General features: G+C 46.1%; 19 protein-coding genes. 1 reads left to right on the top strand and 18 read right to left on the bottom strand.

Annotated elements, in window-relative coordinates; genetic code table 11:
* Positions 1-35: 35 nt before the first annotated feature.
* The 8 genes from MKY87_RS26900 to rplS form a co-directional block, all read right to left on the bottom strand.
* Entirely contained in the window at positions 36-197 is a 162-nt protein-coding gene (locus tag MKY87_RS26900) for a paeninodin family lasso peptide (RefSeq protein WP_139331839.1), read from the bottom strand.
* 321 nt (positions 198-518) lie between these two features.
* The gene (locus MKY87_RS26895) at positions 519-917 is read right to left on the bottom strand and encodes a YraN family protein (RefSeq protein ID WP_339784580.1); all 399 of its coding nucleotides are present in this window, start codon (positions 915-917) and stop codon (positions 519-521) included.
* Complete coding sequence (locus tag MKY87_RS26890) at positions 911-1222, bottom strand: EscU/YscU/HrcU family type III secretion system export apparatus switch protein (RefSeq protein ID WP_289392000.1); 312 nt, start codon at positions 1220-1222, stop codon at positions 911-913. Before MKY87_RS26890 ends, MKY87_RS26895 begins: the two co-directional genes overlap by 7 nt.
* Entirely contained in the window at positions 1219-3255 is a 2037-nt protein-coding gene (locus tag MKY87_RS26885; protein ID WP_340966902.1) for a DNA ligase, read from the bottom strand. The genes MKY87_RS26890 and MKY87_RS26885 overlap by 4 nt, the downstream gene beginning before the upstream one ends.
* Positions 3256-3300: 45 nt before the next feature.
* The gene (locus tag MKY87_RS26880) at positions 3301-4002 is read right to left on the bottom strand and encodes a ribonuclease HII (RefSeq protein WP_339784584.1); all 702 of its coding nucleotides are present in this window, start codon (positions 4000-4002) and stop codon (positions 3301-3303) included.
* 456 nt (positions 4003-4458) lie between these two features.
* On the bottom strand, positions 4459-5322 hold the full coding sequence (gene ylqF / locus MKY87_RS26875) for a ribosome biogenesis GTPase YlqF (RefSeq protein WP_062833774.1): 864 nt from the start codon (positions 5320-5322) through the stop codon (positions 4459-4461).
* A gap of 30 nt (positions 5323-5352) precedes the next feature.
* A complete protein-coding gene (gene lepB / locus MKY87_RS26870; protein ID WP_017689211.1) occupies positions 5353-5973 on the bottom strand; it encodes a signal peptidase I in 621 nt (206 codons plus the stop codon).
* A gap of 357 nt (positions 5974-6330) precedes the next feature.
* Complete coding sequence (rplS, locus tag MKY87_RS26865) at positions 6331-6672, bottom strand: 50S ribosomal protein L19 (protein WP_024630190.1); 342 nt, start codon at positions 6670-6672, stop codon at positions 6331-6333.
* 348 nt (positions 6673-7020) lie between these two features.
* Here rplS and MKY87_RS26860 point away from each other — a divergent pair, with 348 nt between their 5' ends.
* Positions 7021-7986, top strand: a complete 966-nt coding sequence (locus MKY87_RS26860; RefSeq protein ID WP_339784587.1) for a polysaccharide deacetylase family protein — start codon at positions 7021-7023, stop codon at positions 7984-7986.
* Between the two features lie 3 nt (positions 7987-7989).
* On the opposite strand, the gene MKY87_RS26855 is transcribed toward MKY87_RS26860, so the two are convergent.
* From MKY87_RS26855 to ftsY, 10 genes are all read right to left on the bottom strand, one after another.
* On the bottom strand, positions 7990-9237 hold the full coding sequence (locus MKY87_RS26855) for a hypothetical protein (RefSeq protein ID WP_339790693.1): 1248 nt from the start codon (positions 9235-9237) through the stop codon (positions 7990-7992).
* Positions 9238-9393: 156 nt separating this feature from the next.
* A complete protein-coding gene (locus MKY87_RS26850) occupies positions 9394-9768 on the bottom strand; it encodes a VOC family protein (protein WP_289391993.1) in 375 nt (124 codons plus the stop codon).
* A gap of 187 nt (positions 9769-9955) precedes the next feature.
* Positions 9956-10723, bottom strand: coding sequence for a tRNA (guanosine(37)-N1)-methyltransferase TrmD (trmD, locus tag MKY87_RS26845; protein WP_289391992.1), 768 nt, complete (start codon positions 10721-10723; stop codon positions 9956-9958).
* A gap of 1 nt (position 10724) precedes the next feature.
* Complete coding sequence (gene rimM / locus MKY87_RS26840) at positions 10725-11237, bottom strand: ribosome maturation factor RimM (protein WP_091031941.1); 513 nt, start codon at positions 11235-11237, stop codon at positions 10725-10727.
* 293 nt (positions 11238-11530) lie between these two features.
* On the bottom strand, positions 11531-11761 hold the full coding sequence (locus MKY87_RS26835) for a KH domain-containing protein (RefSeq protein WP_024630185.1): 231 nt from the start codon (positions 11759-11761) through the stop codon (positions 11531-11533).
* A 23-nt stretch (positions 11762-11784) separates the two neighbouring features.
* A complete protein-coding gene (gene rpsP / locus MKY87_RS26830) occupies positions 11785-12057 on the bottom strand; it encodes a 30S ribosomal protein S16 (RefSeq protein WP_017689219.1) in 273 nt (90 codons plus the stop codon).
* A gap of 53 nt (positions 12058-12110) precedes the next feature.
* Positions 12111-13487 carry a signal recognition particle protein gene (gene ffh, locus MKY87_RS26825; RefSeq protein WP_062833767.1) on the bottom strand — a complete coding sequence of 459 codons (1377 nt, stop codon included), beginning with the start codon at positions 13485-13487 and terminating at the stop codon, positions 12111-12113.
* Positions 13488-13549: 62 nt separating this feature from the next.
* Positions 13550-13900 carry a YlxM family DNA-binding protein gene (ylxM, locus tag MKY87_RS26820; RefSeq protein WP_017689221.1) on the bottom strand — a complete coding sequence of 117 codons (351 nt, stop codon included), beginning with the start codon at positions 13898-13900 and terminating at the stop codon, positions 13550-13552.
* A gap of 259 nt (positions 13901-14159) precedes the next feature.
* On the bottom strand, positions 14160-14807 hold the full coding sequence (trhA, locus tag MKY87_RS26815) for a PAQR family membrane homeostasis protein TrhA (protein WP_340966898.1): 648 nt from the start codon (positions 14805-14807) through the stop codon (positions 14160-14162).
* Between the two features lie 147 nt (positions 14808-14954).
* Positions 14955-15968, bottom strand: coding sequence for a signal recognition particle-docking protein FtsY (gene ftsY, locus MKY87_RS26810; RefSeq protein WP_091031943.1), 1014 nt, complete (start codon positions 15966-15968; stop codon positions 14955-14957).
* Between the last annotated feature and the right edge of the window lie 15 nt (positions 15969-15983).

Here is a 15983-nt window from a genome sequence, read left to right as displayed (position 1 = left end):
TTTATTGATCAAACATTCCTCTTTAACCTCTTAAATTAACTTACCATAAGTTCAAGCTTCCAGAATTCTCCGTCCCAAACATATTGCCAAATCCCCTGTCCACCGTTCATGGTCTCGCTGATATCCAGCACTTCCATCCGAGGGCACTCCCATACTTGTTTTACTGTGTTGTTCGAAGTATTCTGAAGCTCTTTCATACATCCCACCAACCTCTCTTTAAATTTCAACTTTCTTAGTTTATTACAAATGATACATTTTGTATCTATAAATTTATGAAATACACTGATTTTATTATCAATGCTCTATCCTCTGTTTGGTGACTTCATAGTTAAAACAAAAAAAGCCGCAGCTCCTGTATGAAGAGGAACTACGACTTTATTATATTAACTAATTTCAAAACTAAAACAAATGAAAAGATAAGACATAATTAAACTTGTACTTCGAAATAACTGACCGACCCACATTAAAAAGATACATTTCGTATCAATAAATACAGCAATAACTTTTTAGTGTAATTCTTAAAAAGCATTAACAATATGATTCACAGAGACAGTCTCTCCTGCTTGATCAAGCATTACGGCAATAACATCAAAGCGGATCTGAAGTTCCGTCTCTCCCTTCATTTGCAAATACACGGATGCGGTTGAGCGCACCTGCTGCATTTTACGCATATCCACCGATTCCTGAGGTGTACCGTACTGAGTGGCTCCACTTCTGCTCCTTACTTCTACAAAGACAATCAGGCCCTCGTAGGAAGCAATGATGTCAATCTCACCACTACGGCAACGCCAGTTCTGTCTAATGATCCGATAATTGTGCTCTCGCAGCCATTGACAGGCAGCCTCTTCACCTAATCGACCCTTCTGCTGTCGTGTAAGCTTCAGTCCCGGCTCCTTGCCTGATCTATGTTCTACCATGACTCGTCTTCCTCACGTCCTGAAGCCAGTCGATCTGCACGGTAGACGTAGGTTAGAACCTCTGCAACCAATTGATACAGTTCTGCCGGAATCTGTTCATCCAGATCCAACTTGGAGAGCACCTCCACAAGTGCTGCATCCTCCTGAACAGCCACACCGTTTTCTCTGGCTTTATCCAAAATGGCTTCTGCCACTTTGCCGCGCCCCTTGGCTACAACAACAGGTGCTTCGCTCTCTCCAGGAACATATTTTAGGGCAACCGCCTTTTTGGAGAGCAGGTCCGGTTGTGACGACTCGTCTTTCATACCTTCAAGTCCACCCCTTTGTATCGTTCAGGACTATAGTCCGAGGCCCTCGTTTTTCGTTCCGCGCCCGGCTCCTGGCCCGCAGGCCACGGTTCCGCCTTGAAGGTCAGCAGTTGATAGCCCAACTTGTCCAATGCCTGATGGATTACCTCTCGTCCGCTCTCCAGAAGCGGGCCCATCCCTTCCCGATCATTTAATACACGCAGACTGACAATGTTATTAACCACATGTACATCTACCAGAGTTGGCCCAAGACTTTTCATGTCCAGATCAAACCATAGACGGCAGTTGGACGCATCCAGCTCTCCACGTGGTCCACGACGTGACTGAATCTGAACAGACGCCGTTTCTTCCCCGTCCGGTCCAGTGATCGGAATAAACCAGTGCATCTGTGCAAAGGTAGCACTGCGATCTGTCGTCAGCAATAACTGCTGACCTGTCAGATATTGCACCGCTTGTCCGGCGGCATCCTTAAGCGCCGCCGGTGCACCTTCGCTGCTGGCAAGCTGCAGCAGCAAGCCCTTCAGCGTGTCCGCATTCGCCGGACTCGCCGCATCCCCCACGCGCGGCTGCACAGCCGCGCCGTGAACGGCCTGCTGCTCGTGCTCCGCACCGAGCAGCTTCAGCACGCGCCCCACCCACGGGTCCCCCTCGTGGGTGACAGGCGCGTGCACTGCCGCAGCTCCCGCAGGTGCTGCGGCACTACCGCCAGCCGGCGGCGCATCAGCGCCGGCTGGCAACGGCTGCGGCACGCCTACGGCAGCCGCAGCCGCCTGGCCGCCCTGCGATGCAGGGGCGGCCTGTGCTGCCGCACCAGGCTGTGCCGGTGCGGCAGTGGACGCGCTGCGCAGGGCGTCCAGCAGCGCCAGCAGCTTGGGCGCCAGCTGCGCTGCCGTAGGCGCTGCTGGCGCCGCCTGGCCTGCTGCGGACGGAGTCCCCGCAGCAGCAGGCGTTTCAGCGCGGCCGTCAGTCCGACCGGCCGCGCCTGCTTCTGGCTGGCCTGCACTTACACGGCCAGGCACAGATTCAGCTGCCGCCCCTGGTGTACCCGGGCGGCTCCCAGCTTGGCCCGCATCAGTCCCGCGCGGGCTCTCGCCAGGTATTCCGCTTCCAGACGGAATACCCGCAGCCCCTTTGCCAGCCGTTTCAACGTTGCTTGCAACTGCCTTTGCCCCGGCTTCAGCATTTCCTGCGCCGGTCTGCTGGTTTCCTTTCACCGCAGTACCTGCATCCTCTGCCCCGCCATCTGTCATGGATATAGCTCCTGCCAACGCCCCTTGTCCTTGTTGCGTTGACAAAGCAGGTGTTCCGGTTCCAGTCACCTGACGACCATTGCCTGATGCAGCCAATCCTTCTTCCGTCTGTGATGCATTTGGTACTACAGGTGCACCAGCCATGACTGCTGGTTTCAACGTAGCAGATTGTTCTCCAGGCAATACCGGTTTACCTGTTGTTTGTGTCAGCATCGTTTCCAACTGATCAGCCAACCCGCTTAACAACTGATGCAGAGGGGGGCCAAACACCGTCTGGTGTAATCCTTTTACTGTTTCCGCCGTAACCGGAAGCCCACGTTGAAAAGCAATCCCTGTCGCCTGCACCCATTCTTCCACAGGGACCTGTGCAGGTTTGGCAGTCATCATATTCTGGACCATAGCCACATTATCCTTCGTGAGCGGCAAACCGCTACGCTGCATGGCAAGTAACAGTTCCCGGTTCCCTTTTGTATCCGGCAGTCCTACATCCTTAAGCAGGTTGTTCAGCGAAGCTTGTGGCAGCTCAGCAAGTGTTCCAGCCATAGGTTTCATTACCGTTATGCCATTTTCACCTGGAGGCTGCACTTGAAGCAACGTGGTCTCACCCGGACGGAGTGGAGTCTCCAACTTGGCGCGTACCTGCACACCTTGAATCTGCAGAACTGCTTCTCCTCCATCATCGGATACACTAACGACGGAGCCACGAACCACCTGACCTTCCTTTAATTCAAGCGGTTTGGCATTGCCGGGCTTACTATCTCCCATTAACCCCTTTATCATGGAACCGATATTCAAATCTCTCCCCCTCCTTCCTTCAAACCTGTGTTAAAACAAAGATTGCTGCTCTCCAAGCAGGTTGCCGAGAAAACTGCGTCGATGCATCGGGGTTGCCCCCAATGCCATAATTTGCTCCCGATGAACTTTTGTTGCATATCCTTTATGTATCGACAAACCATATTCCGGATATAACGTATCCCATTCTTCCTTACATAGTCGATCTCGCGTTACCTTGGCAATAATCGATGCCGCTGCGATCGATTGACTATTGGCGTCACCTTTAATAATGGACAGTTGAGGTACATTCAGATCCACCTTCTCGGCATCCACCAGCATATAATCAGGCGTTTCTCCCAATGCTTCAACAGCTCGTTTCATCGCGAGTCTCGCCGCCTGCTTGATATTAAGCCGATCAATTGTCTCTGCATCCGCGTACCCGATACCTACCGCCAGCGCCTTTTCCATAATGACGTCATATAGTGCATCACGTTTTTTCTCCGTCAATTTCTTGGAGTCATTCACACCTTCCAGAATGAGATCCTTCGGTAAAATAACCGCCGCTGCGACAACATCCCCAAACAAGCATCCCCGTCCTACCTCATCAATACCAGCAATACGTTCAAATCCACTGTCCCAATACTCCCGCTCGTAGATCAGCAGGTCTCGAGGTTCACTGGCTTCTTTTTTCTTCTTCGGTCCAACCGGGGTATCCAGTAGATTCAACCCGATCACTTCATTATTTTCAACCATAACGCTCATCTCCTCTACCCACGCTTTTTCAGCATGCGTATCACTTACAACTTTTTTATAATATAGACGTAGATCCTCTGTCTTTTGTTCTGTACAACCTGTCACTCTCAGCAAAACTTTTCCTTGAGATTTACAATATAAAGATAGTGATGTCTTCATTTATCGGTATTTGATGGTTTAAATTGAATATATCAGACCTCGACTAATCTAAATTGCACCACCATTCATCATAGCACGATTTAGACGCACCTGATATATAGGCCAGCCAATTCCATAAAGCGTACTGTTCTTCAATCCTCTTCCATTTTATCGTTTCGACATATGTTCCAGCGCTACTTCCGCGTTTGTATACACCAAAAACGACCGCTCCGGGTAATCCCGTAACGGCCGCTTCTTTCGGCACTTGTATATATGAAATGAACAGATAAAGATCTTCATCGTGTAGAGTCCATTTTTTTAATAGGGAGCTTCCATAGAAAAACGTCCCATTTTACCCGCGCGCAGTTCACGCAGAAATGCTCGTGATGCCTTTTCCAGATCAATGCGTCCACCGCTTACAACACATCCACGGACACGGCCGACTTGTTCCATAATCGCAATAACACTGTCTGAATCATCTGCATCCTTGGAGAACTCCTGAAGTCCGTATCTCTCTTCCAAAGCGTCCCAGTAATAACGCATCAGGTAACTGATTCCAAAAAAGGCAATATCCTCTGCATTCAGAATTTCCTCTTTGATTGCACCTGTTACGGCAAGACGATAACCTACATTTTGATCTTCGAACTTAGGCCACAGAATACCCGGAGTATCCAATAACTCCATTTCTTTGCCTACCTTGATCCACTGTTGCCCCTTCGTCACACCAGGACGATCTCCTGTTAACGCAATACTCCGTCCAGCCAGTCGGTTAATCAGTGTTGATTTACCTACATTGGGAATCCCTACGATCAATCCGCGAACCGCACGAGGATTAATCCCTTTAGCAATTTGACGGTCAATTTTTTCTTTAAGAAGAAGCTTGGCCTGCACGGGAATATCTTTAACATTGGTTCCCGTCGAAGCATCTACAGGAAAAGCGGTAATTCCTTCTTTTTTGAAATATTCAATCCATTCTTGCGTCACTTTGGCATCTGCCAAATCCGATTTGTTCAACAAAATCATCCGGGGTTTATCCAGCAATATTTCGTCAATCATCGGATTACGGCTGGAGACAGGCAGACGGGCATCCAATAGTTCGATGACCACGTCGATGAGCTTTAACTTATCCTGAATCTGGCGTCTGGCTCGAGTCATATGACCTGGAAACCATTGTATCGTCACCTTGTCTTCACCTCATTATTTACTTCAGTTTCAGTGGTTGATCCACTTAATCTCACCGATCGGCCAGAAAATCACATCTGCACGACCAATAATATCTTTTAACGAAACATAACCGATCATACGGCTGTCTGTACTATTTGGACGGTTATCTCCCATTACAAACACATGACCTGCCGGCACTTTGCCATCAGGGAACTGCTCATTCGGGAAATCCTTCACGTTATAGGTTCCACCATTTGCTTCAGCTGCATCAATGGCTCCTTGAATATACGTTTCATCAACCTTTTTGCCGTTAACCATCACGGTATCGTCCTGAACCTCAACTGTATCACCTTCTACAGCAATAACACGTTTAATGAAATCTCGACCTTCGGATGGTACGTGGAAGACGATAACTTCACCACGCTTCGGTTCTCTGATATCATATAAGATCTCGTTGACGATCACACGTTCACCCGTTTCAAAATTCGGCTGCATGGACGGACCGTCCACAACAAACGGTTTGAAGAGCAACCACCGAATCAGAATGACGAGAACTAATGCGATAACAATGGCTTTAAGCCATTCAACAATTTCATTTTTGGCTTTTTTGGATCGACTGTTTTTCTCTTCGGCAGGATTGCCCCGGTCATGTTGAACTTCTTGTTCCATTCAAGATCTTCCTCTCTTCACAGTACATGTTTATAGCAGTACACACATCCAGCATTCTGTATCGTTCCAATAACTCCATGGATGGATACAAAACATTCACATCAGTTATGTAATCTTTCACCAAGCATTACAGTACATTTAATCCACAATTCAAATGCCTTCAAGAGGTTGTTCAAAAAGTCGGTACTAAAACCGGTCTTTTGAACACGCACTTCAATAACTGATTTCACAAGCCTCCCGGACTATTCCCCGCATGTGTTGCCATACCATTTTACTCGGAAGTGTACCTCCGGTTCAACTTTTCCCGGACAAAAACGAAAAGGGCTTGTCTCCAAGCCCTTCCCGGTATCCGTTATATTAACGAATTTCTTTAATTCTCGCTGCTTTACCGCGTAGTTCACGAAGATAATAAAGCTTCGCACGACGCACTTTACCACGGCGAGCCACTTCGATTCTATCGATTTTTGGGGAATGAAGCGGGAAAGCTCTTTCCACACCTACACCGTAAGAAATTTTACGAACTGTAAAAGTCTCACTGATTCCACCACCACGGCGTTTAATCACAACACCTTCGAACAATTGGATACGCTCACGAGTTCCCTCGATTACCTTAACGTGCACTTTCAAAGTGTCACCAGGACGAAAACTCGGAATATCCTTACGAAGTTGTTCTTGTGTAATCGCTTGAACGATATTCATCTATGACTCCCTCCTTCCGTACAGGCGTTCATACTTCTTCCAGAGATCACCTTGTCTCCTTCATTATCCATAGAGGACCGCCGTATTCCACATAACAGACTTATTGTATCACGCAGCATATCAAAACACAAGAGAAATTAAACAAATGCCTATTGTTCAATCTGCCGCTCTGAAACTCATCCATCACATGTTGACTTCATTCTAAAATACATTCTCTCATTGGACCGTGAATCAACGCTCTCAACTGCAAGTCAAGCTGATACAGGAAAAAATACTGTAACTTCCCGTGTAGAAATATCGTCTATGATATAACTTAATGACCACTTTAAAAGGAGAACCCCAAGACTCATGAAATATTGGAAAAAGATCACACTTGCCCTACTCGCCATGCTCATATGCTCCATTACACTGTATGCATATGCCGTAACTCATCCAACGAATGCACTGTCACACAAAGCCTGCACATCCTGGGACATAGTCAAACGTAAAGCATTCGAGCTGTCACACACTGACTTCTCTAACCAATCTGCGCTGGATCGTTCTAACTTCAAGATTGAACAAGGTACTGCTACAGAAGTTCCTGTGCTGATGTATCATTACATAGAGCCCAAATTGAATAATCATGAGACAGATAATAAATCCATCATTAATCTGGAGGATTTTGAGCAAAATATGAAATACCTGCATGATGAAGGCTACCGAACAATTACACTGGATCAGCTTGAACAATATGTTAATGGAAAGTTATCCTTACCACAGAAGTCCATTGTAATTACCTTTGATGACGGATACCAGAACAATTATACATTAGCTTACCCTGTGCTTCAGCAATATAATTTTCATGCCTCGCTGTTTGTCATAGGCAGTAAAATTCAGGAGCAACCTTCGGAATTTGAGCCCGCCATTAACAGTTTCATCTCCAAGCCAGAGATGCAGGTGGCAACCGACGTATTTGAATTCAACAGCCATACCTATAACCTGCATCACAAGGGATTTATGCGCTGTGGTAACAGTGTGCCTGTCGGTCTGGACACCAGTCTTCTGGATGATGATATCCAGCGTATGAAGCAAACCGGAATAGACACACCTTATCTGGCATATCCTTTTGGTTATACCAGTACACAGATGATCTACAAGTTACAACAACATGGATATCGCATGGCCTTTACCGTAAAGTCTGGATTTGTGCATCCAGGAGATCATCCCATGAAGCTGCCTCGCTTGACGGTCACCACAGGTACTGATTTGGCGACCTTGCTTCAACCCGAATCCAGTCCGCAGAACGAATCATCTGCATCGGAGAATGACCAGTAAAATCTACACTTTAACTTCACCGCCCGGATACAGAGTCGAGCTATACAGCCTTTTGGGCTGTGGCTTGGCTCTTTTTGCATCGGTAAGTGATAATGTCATCGGGGAGCTGGAATAAATCACTGCTTCCTCTGCGTCATAGATGATGATCTGTTCTTTCCCCGTCTGAACCAGGTCTGCATGCACCGCATATCCCTCTTTCGGGAATTCAGTAACCGTTTTCATGTCTCCATCTACCAAAGAAGGCAATACATCTCCACCTCGGCGATACGCCAAAATATAATCGAGTCCACCCTCATCCCAGTTACATACAGGCTCTATAATGGTTAACCAGCCACGAGTCTTGCGATTTTCTTTCCAAATTTCTTGGCCTGTACTATCCAGCATGAACATTCCATCCTTACCATTCTCATCCCCTCGGACAATCCGGTCCAGACCTGCAATCTGTAAACCTTTCATTCCAGAACAAAAATGGCCCAGTGCAATATGTTGTGATTCAATCGAATCTTCATAACGCCACTTCTCATTACCATAGCGGTCCATCATGACCGTCACACTGCCACCGATAACAACCTCGACTTCCCCATCACCGTCAACGTCTCCAAACCATATACAGTCAGCATGATCATCGAGATTATGACAAGACCATAATAACGTCCCATCATGATCCAGCATGTCATATCCCGCCATCACTTCATCTTTCCCATCTCCATCGATATCATATACCCATGGAAAATGTCCTGGGTTTCCCTCATGCTTCCACAACAAATTAAAATCATGGTCAAGTGCCCATAACGTCTTATAGCGGTCTTTCAGTATAATGTCCATTTTCTGCTGGTTGCCCGTCAGGTTGGCGAGAATAATGCAGTCATGTGCTTCATCACCTGGCAGATCACGTGTTTCTTTGATCTCTCCGGTCCGGCCATCCAACACGAGAAATTGTTTGTCCATGACACACAATACTTCATTATTTCCATCTCCATCCCAATCTGCGATCTGAGCGGGATAGTCTGAACCCGGACCACCTGCATCAGGATCAGGAGTTCCGACCTGCCATAGTAATGTTCCTTCCAGATCAAACGCAGTCAAACAACATACCTGATGCGGGACATACCGATCGTCTATACCCCCATCTGCCTGTACCAGCAACATTTCAAGTCTGCCATCCCCATTCAGATCTCCCAAAAGCATTTTGCAGCGTTCTCCAGCTTCGCTAATATCTGCTCTGGCGATTTCATAAGGCTGATTGCTCATCATCTTCCTCCTCAGCGTATCGTTAACATTCCATTACAGCTGAGTTCAACATAAAGAAAACCCCTGATTTTTACAACCCTATTATGTGCTCATGCAAAAATGTTCAAAGCTGCAAAAAAGTACCTCGGTCAACAATAACCAATTTAAAGGAATGATTTAAACCCACTCTAAAAACTCAAGACGATTGCCAAAAGGATCATTTATATAGAATCGTCGTACACCTTCATCTGCTCTTGCTTCGTCATCGACAATATGAATTTGGTTATGAATGAGATGATCACGTAACTGATCCAAATGTTGTACATGAAATGCCGGATGAGCTTTTGTGGCGGGAATAAAATCTTTTTGTACCCCAATATGCACTTGGTGTCTGCCACACTCGAACCATACACCACCCCGTTTTCTCAGAATTTCAGGTTTGGGAATCTCCGTCCAGCCTAACACATTATTGAAAAAATGACGTGCCTCCGCTTCACAACCTTCTGGTGCTGCGAGCTGAATATGATCAAGACCAATAATATTGTAAGTCATTCTCACACCGCCTTTCGTTTCACTTAATGAAACTTAGTTCCATTAATTATACTTGTATTTTATAGAATAGACTAATGAAAATCCAGTTCTCTTTTCAATGTACACAAAAAAAGCCAACCTTTAGTATCAAGGTTGGCCCTTTCGAACTCTGGAAAATAATATTTACGTGTTTATACGATACAAATACTTACTCTGTGCTATTTTCACGGTTTGAGCGCATCTTTTTCAGCCAAACTCGCTCTTTATCCGTCAAATCGGCCGTTTCCAACATCTCCGGTCTGCGCTCCAGCGTACGAAGCAACGACTGTTCTCTGCGCCATGCCTCAATGTTAAGGTGATGTCCCGACAACAGCATATCCGGTACTTTCATGCCCCTAAACTCGGGTGGACGTGTGTAGTGTGGATATTCGAGGAGTCCAGTACTGAATGAATCCGTCACCGCACTTGTCTCATTGCCAAGCACTCCGGGTATAAGACGTACGATGCTGTCGATCGCAACCATAGCAGGTAACTCCCCACCCGTGAGTACGTAATCACCAATGGATAGTTCATCCGTCACGAGAAATTCGCGAATACGCTCATCGTAACCTTCATAATGTCCACATATAAAAATCAGATGATCTTCCTGCACAAGTTCTTCTGCTTTTTTCTGTGTAAACGTCTCACCTTGCGGACACATTAGAATGATACGTGGAGCTTTCATCGTTGCCGAGGCTTCTCCGCGTTGCTCCAGAACATCTTCTACAGCAGCAAAGATCGGATCTGGTTTCAGCACCATACCTCCGCCTCCGCCATAAGGGGCATCATCTACTGTATTATGTTTATTGGTCGCATAATTTCGGAAGTTGGTTGCACCAAGGGATACGAGTCCCTTCGTTTGAGCTTTGCCCAGAATGCTTGCTCCAAACACACCGTCAAACATCTCCGGGAATAGCGTTAATACATCCACTTTCATGTTACAGCAGCCCTTCCATCAGGTGAATCTTCACTTGCTTCTGTTCGATGTCCACATCAAGTACTACATCATCAATAACGGGAATCAGCACTTCTTTACCAGCTGGCGTTTTGACAACCCATACATCATTGGCACCAGGAGTCAGTATTTCAGAGATCGTTCCGAGCGTTTCACCCTCTTCGGTGATGACCGAACACCCAACGATTTGATGGAAGTAGTATTCACCTTCGTCCAGCTCAGCCAGGTTCTCTTTTAACACTTTGGCCATGCCGCCTTTAAACTTTTCTACTTCATTAATGTTGCCGTACTCTTTCAGACGAAGAATATACATATTTTTATGCAAACGTGAAGATTCCACGTTAACCATGACTGGATGATTATCTGGTGTAAAGAAAAACAACTCTGCATTTTTCGCGAAACGCACTTCCGGGAAATCGGTTAAAGGCATGATTCTCACCTCACCGCGAATTCCATGCGTATTAACGATTTTACCTACATTCATAAACTCTGCCATAAATCCTCCTAAAATCCATTCATATGGTACTCATATTTGATGATCTCCATGCGACCGTTTCCGGTTACGGTTCGTTCTTCGGATCGCTGTTATCCCCTAATTTTTTTAATTATTTTTAAAGGTGAAAATCCGGTGATAAAGGCGAGCGCTGACGCTTCTTCAGAATCGATTCCGTACCCTTCACTACTTCCGCAAATAATCAAACTTGACGAGCTATTTCAATCATATTATTTAAGTTTCAGCATGCACGAAAAGGGGCTAGGACATGCATCCTAACCCCCTTTCGTATATCTTTAAGATATGATATCAACGGTAACCCGTTTATCCATCTTAACTGCTGCTGATGTGACGACCGTACGAAGTGATTTCGCGATTCGTCCCTGTTTACCAATTACCTTCCCGACATCGTCAGGATGAACGGTTAACTCATAAACGACAAGCCGGTCTTTCTCAACCGTCCGAACCGCCACATCTTCCGGATGATCGACTAAAGCCTTAGCAATTATGCTTACTAATTCTTCCATAGATGACCCTCCGAATCAGCACTTTATTTAGATAATTTAGACTCGTGGAACTTCTTCATCACGCCCGCTTTGCTAAGCAAGTTGCGGACAGTGTCAGATGCTTGTGCACCGTTTTGAAGCCATGCCAATGCTTTATCTTCATCGATCTTAACAACAGCCGGTTGTTCAACCGGGTTGTAGTAACCGATCTCCTCGATAAAACGACCGTCACGTGGGGAACGGGAATCCGATACCACTACGCGGTAGAAAGGAGCTTTGTGAGCACCCATACGTTTCAGACGAATACGAACTGCCATTTGAAAATTCACCTCCTTCAATGAAATCTGTATATGATCCAGCTTCGCTTAAATCAACGGAAAGGAAACTTCATTCCTTTGCCCATACCTTTAAGCTGCTTCATCGCTTTATTTTTGCCGCCTTTAGGTCCCATCATATCCGAGAACTGTTTCATCATGCGGCGCATCTCATCAAATTGCTTGATCAGACGATTTACTTCAGCCAGAGATGTTCCGCTTCCGGTAGCAATACGCTTCCGGCGGCTATGGTTGATCATGTCCGGGTTGCGTTTCTCTTCGGTCGTCATTGAGTAAACGATCGCTTCGATCCGGCCCATCTGTTTATCATCAACCTTCAGATCCTTGGCTTGTTTCATCTTGCCCATGCCGGGAATCATATCCATGATCTGGTCGATTGGTCCCAGCTTTTTCACCTGATCCATCTGCTCCAGGAAATCTTCAAACGTGAATTCTGCATTACGCATCTTCCGTTCCATTTCCTTGGCTTTATCGGTATCAATGTTTAATTGTGCTTTCTCAATCAGAGATAACATATCACCCATACCGAGAATCCGTGAAGCCATACGTTCCGGGTGGAACGGCTCCAAAGCGTCAAGTTTCTCTCCAAGGGAAGCAAACTTGATTGGACAACCCGTAACTGCTTTGACGGAGAGCGCAGCACCACCACGAGTATCGCCATCCAGCTTTGTCAGGACAACCCCGGTCAGATTAAGCTGCTGGTTAAAGTGCTCTGCTACGTTAACCGCATCCTGACCTGTCATACTGTCTACGACAAGCAGTACTTCATCCGGATTCACTACGCTGTGAATCTGGCGAAGTTCTTCCATCAGCTCTTCATCAACATGCAGACGTCCAGCTGTATCGATAATAACATAGTCATTACCGTTATCTTTGGCATGTTGAAGACCTTGACGTGCGATCTCAACAGGGCTTGTCTGATCTCCCAGTGTGAATACCGGCGCTTTGATCTGCTCGCCAAGTACTTGCAATTGTTTGATCGCTGCCGGACGATAAATATCTCCTGCAACAAGCAATGGTCTGCTGTTTTGCTTTTGCAGCATTTTAGCCAGTTTACCCGATGTGGTTGTTTTACCAGCACCCTGCAAACCAACCATCATCAGCACCGTAGGCGGTTTGTTCGCTTTAGCCAGTTTGGCCTGGCTTCCACCCATCAAATCCGTTAGTTCCTTGTTAACGATGTCGATGATGACCATTCCTGGCGTGAAGCTCTCCATCACTTCTTTGCCAACAGCCTTCTCTTTCACCTTGGCGATGAATTCCTTGACCACTTTGAAGTTTACATCCGCTTCGAGCAATGCCAGACGTACCTCGCGCATAGCCTCGGCTACATCTTCATCAGACACCTTGCCTTTGCCGCGCAGCTTGCTGAACACATTCTGTAATCGGGTCGTTAATCCTTCAAATGCCATGATCCCACCTCCTTAAGCTTTAATACTGTTTTCAAGACCGATACGTTCCGCTCAGCCAATTTTCATTCACTAAGCTGAGCAACGATATCGTGTATTTGTTTGTTGTTATCAATGGAGACGCCTGCGCGTTCCAATGCATTTTGCAAATCTTCAAGATTGCGATTACGCCGTTCATGCTTTTCCAGCAAGCCCAGCTTGCTTTCGTAATTTTCCAGCACTTGTTCGGCACGCTTGATATGCTCGTATACCGCCTGGCGGCTGATCTCAAACTCGGCTGCAATTTCACCAAGTGAGAAATCGTCATGAAAGTAATACTTTAGAAAAGTCTGCTGTTTCTCGGTAAGTAACAATTCATAAAAAGCAAACAGCAAGTTAATCCGGTTTGTTTTCTCAAGCCGGTTTTCTTGACTCACATCGGGGCACTCCCTTCGTCAAGGAAAAACACTTTACACTCTTGCAACGTTCCTAATAATACCTAAAACAAATCAGGTTGTCAAGCAAAAATACTTGTCACAATAAAAACAGCTCTGATGATATGTTATTTCGATGTTTAACGGGTGGTTTATACTCTTTTTCACTACAAGCAAATCCTGTCTGTATCTCTACGATCCACCTATGTAGAAGAAAAACGAATGCTTCTCAGTTCGTGGAGATGCATTCGTTTACGGCGTTCTAGCGAAGTGGTGTCAGGTACAGCAGTACCATAAAGAAATGAAGAATACTGCCTGCTAGCACAAAGAGATGCCAAATCGCATGATGGTAAGGAAATCCACGCCACATATAAAAAAGCGTACCCAGTGTATACATCAGGCCTCCAGCAACCAGCAGCACAATTCCACCTGTAGGAATGGCAGCCATAAGCGGTTGCCAGGCAATAACGATGAGCCAGCCCATCGCAATATAGAAAATCGTCGACATGAATAAAAACTTTTTCGTGAAAAACGCCTTAAAGATCACGCCGAATAATGCGACTCCCCAGATTATACCGAACAGGGTCCATCCAAGTGTACCCCGAACAGCAATAAACAAAAGCGGAGTGTACGATCCCGCAATAAACAAATAAATGGAAGAATGGTCGAAAATCTCAAATAAATCTTTCACTTTTCCATCTTTCCATGCATGCACGAGTGTAGAACTCGTATAGAGCAGCAGCATGGTGATCCCGTAGATCGTGAAACTGACCACATGCCAAGCTGTGCCTTTCATACTTGAAAATATAATCAATATCACCAGTGCAGCTACACTGAGTGCAGCGCCGATTCCATGTGTCACCGCATTGGCGACTTCTTCACGGCGAGAATAGGTATGAGTATTGGCCATTTTCAACCGTCCTTTCTAACCCTTTAGCATTGCCTGCTTTATTCTCATTATACACGTATTGCCAGTGACATTACACGTGACACTTATCACGTATATCACTGGCAATTACGATTAACGCTATTAAATTCAACCTATTAATTAATGCTTCTAGGAATTAGCTTCCTCTTCTTCAGCACTCTCAGCTGGCTGTTCCTGGATCAATCCGGCGAACAAAGCGTGCACAAATTGCTCCGAATCAAACGGCTGTAGATCATCAATTTTCTCACCCAGTCCCACGAGTTTCACTGGCAAGTCCAGCTCCTGACGGATCGCAACAACGATCCCACCTTTGGCTGTTCCATCCAGTTTTGTCAGTACGAGGCCAGTTACGCCGCTTTTCTCACCGAAAAGTTTGGCTTGGTTCAAAGCATTTTGACCAGTTGTTGCATCCAGTACCATCAGTACTTCATGCGGAGCATCCGGAATTTCACGCTGAATGACACGATATATCTTGTTAAGCTCGTCCATCAGGTTCGATTTGTTTTGCAGACGACCTGCTGTATCACAGAGGAGAACATCCGCACCCCGTTGTTTCGCTGCCTGTACCGCATCATACATAACCGCTGCTGGATCAGAACCAGATTGCTGTTTGATAACATCGACACCGGCACGTTGTCCCCATACTTCCAGCTGTTCGATGGCTCCGGCACGGAACGTATCTCCAGCTGCCATGATGACTTTTTTACCTTGCTGTTTAAATCGATGCGCCAGCTTGCCAATCGTTGTTGTTTTACCAACACCGTTAACACCAACGAACAAAATAACGGTAATGCCATCCGGATTCATTTTCAGTTCGTTATTCTGTTCACCACGAAGAAGATCCGTCAGTTTCTCGGACAATACAGGCTGCAACTCAGCCGCGTCCTCAATTTTGCGTTTTTTCACCTCAACGCGCAGGTCTTCGATCAGATTCATGACTGTATTCACGCCAACGTCTGCTCCGATCAAAATCTCTTCCAGTTCTTCATAGAACTCTTCATCGATTTTCTTGCGGCGGATTACGAGATCCGACACTTTTTCCACTAACCCTTTACGTGTCTTTTCCAATCCATCCTTGAACTGTTTGGTAACCGACTCCGTTTTGCTTGCAATGCTGTCTCTAAGCTTTTTAAAAAAACTCATAAAGCCCCTCCATCG

Source organism: Paenibacillus sp. FSL R7-0198 (genome assembly GCF_038000415.1).
Lineage (GTDB): Bacteria > Bacillota > Bacilli > Paenibacillales > Paenibacillaceae > Paenibacillus.
The sequence above is the reverse complement of the archived record's forward strand: the minus strand, read 5'-3'. Positions and strand labels throughout refer to the sequence as shown.

Excerpts from the sequence above, each read along its gene's own strand:
- MKY87_RS26900 (WP_139331839.1), bottom strand. The coding sequence starts at position 197 with ATGAAAGAGCTTCAGAATACTTCGAACAACACAGTAAAACAAGTATGG.
- MKY87_RS26895 (WP_339784580.1), bottom strand. The coding sequence starts at position 917 with ATGGTAGAACATAGATCAGGCAAGGAGCCGGGACTGAAGCTTACACGA.
- MKY87_RS26890 (WP_289392000.1), bottom strand. The coding sequence starts at position 1,222 with ATGAAAGACGAGTCGTCACAACCGGACCTGCTCTCCAAAAAGGCGGTT.
- MKY87_RS26885 (WP_340966902.1), bottom strand. The coding sequence starts at position 3,255 with ATGATAAAGGGGTTAATGGGAGATAGTAAGCCCGGCAATGCCAAACCG.
- MKY87_RS26880 (WP_339784584.1), bottom strand. The coding sequence starts at position 4,002 with ATGGTTGAAAATAATGAAGTGATCGGGTTGAATCTACTGGATACCCCG.
- lepB (WP_017689211.1), bottom strand. The coding sequence starts at position 5,973 with ATGGAACAAGAAGTTCAACATGACCGGGGCAATCCTGCCGAAGAGAAA.
- rplS (WP_024630190.1), bottom strand. The coding sequence starts at position 6,672 with ATGAATATCGTTCAAGCGATTACACAAGAACAACTTCGTAAGGATATT.
- MKY87_RS26860 (WP_339784587.1), top strand. The coding sequence starts at position 7,021 with ATGAAATATTGGAAAAAGATCACACTTGCCCTACTCGCCATGCTCATA.
- MKY87_RS26855 (WP_339790693.1), bottom strand. The coding sequence starts at position 9,237 with ATGAGCAATCAGCCTTATGAAATCGCCAGAGCAGATATTAGCGAAGCT.
- MKY87_RS26850 (WP_289391993.1), bottom strand. The coding sequence starts at position 9,768 with ATGACTTACAATATTATTGGTCTTGATCATATTCAGCTCGCAGCACCA.
- trmD (WP_289391992.1), bottom strand. The coding sequence starts at position 10,723 with ATGAAAGTGGATGTATTAACGCTATTCCCGGAGATGTTTGACGGTGTG.
- rimM (WP_091031941.1), bottom strand. The coding sequence starts at position 11,237 with ATGGCAGAGTTTATGAATGTAGGTAAAATCGTTAATACGCATGGAATT.
- MKY87_RS26835 (WP_024630185.1), bottom strand. The coding sequence starts at position 11,761 with ATGGAAGAATTAGTAAGCATAATTGCTAAGGCTTTAGTCGATCATCCG.
- rpsP (WP_017689219.1), bottom strand. The coding sequence starts at position 12,057 with ATGGCAGTTCGTATTCGTCTGAAACGTATGGGTGCTCACAAAGCTCCT.
- ffh (WP_062833767.1), bottom strand. The coding sequence starts at position 13,487 with ATGGCATTTGAAGGATTAACGACCCGATTACAGAATGTGTTCAGCAAG.
- trhA (WP_340966898.1), bottom strand. The coding sequence starts at position 14,807 with ATGGCCAATACTCATACCTATTCTCGCCGTGAAGAAGTCGCCAATGCG.
- ftsY (WP_091031943.1), bottom strand. The coding sequence starts at position 15,968 with ATGAGTTTTTTTAAAAAGCTTAGAGACAGCATTGCAAGCAAAACGGAG.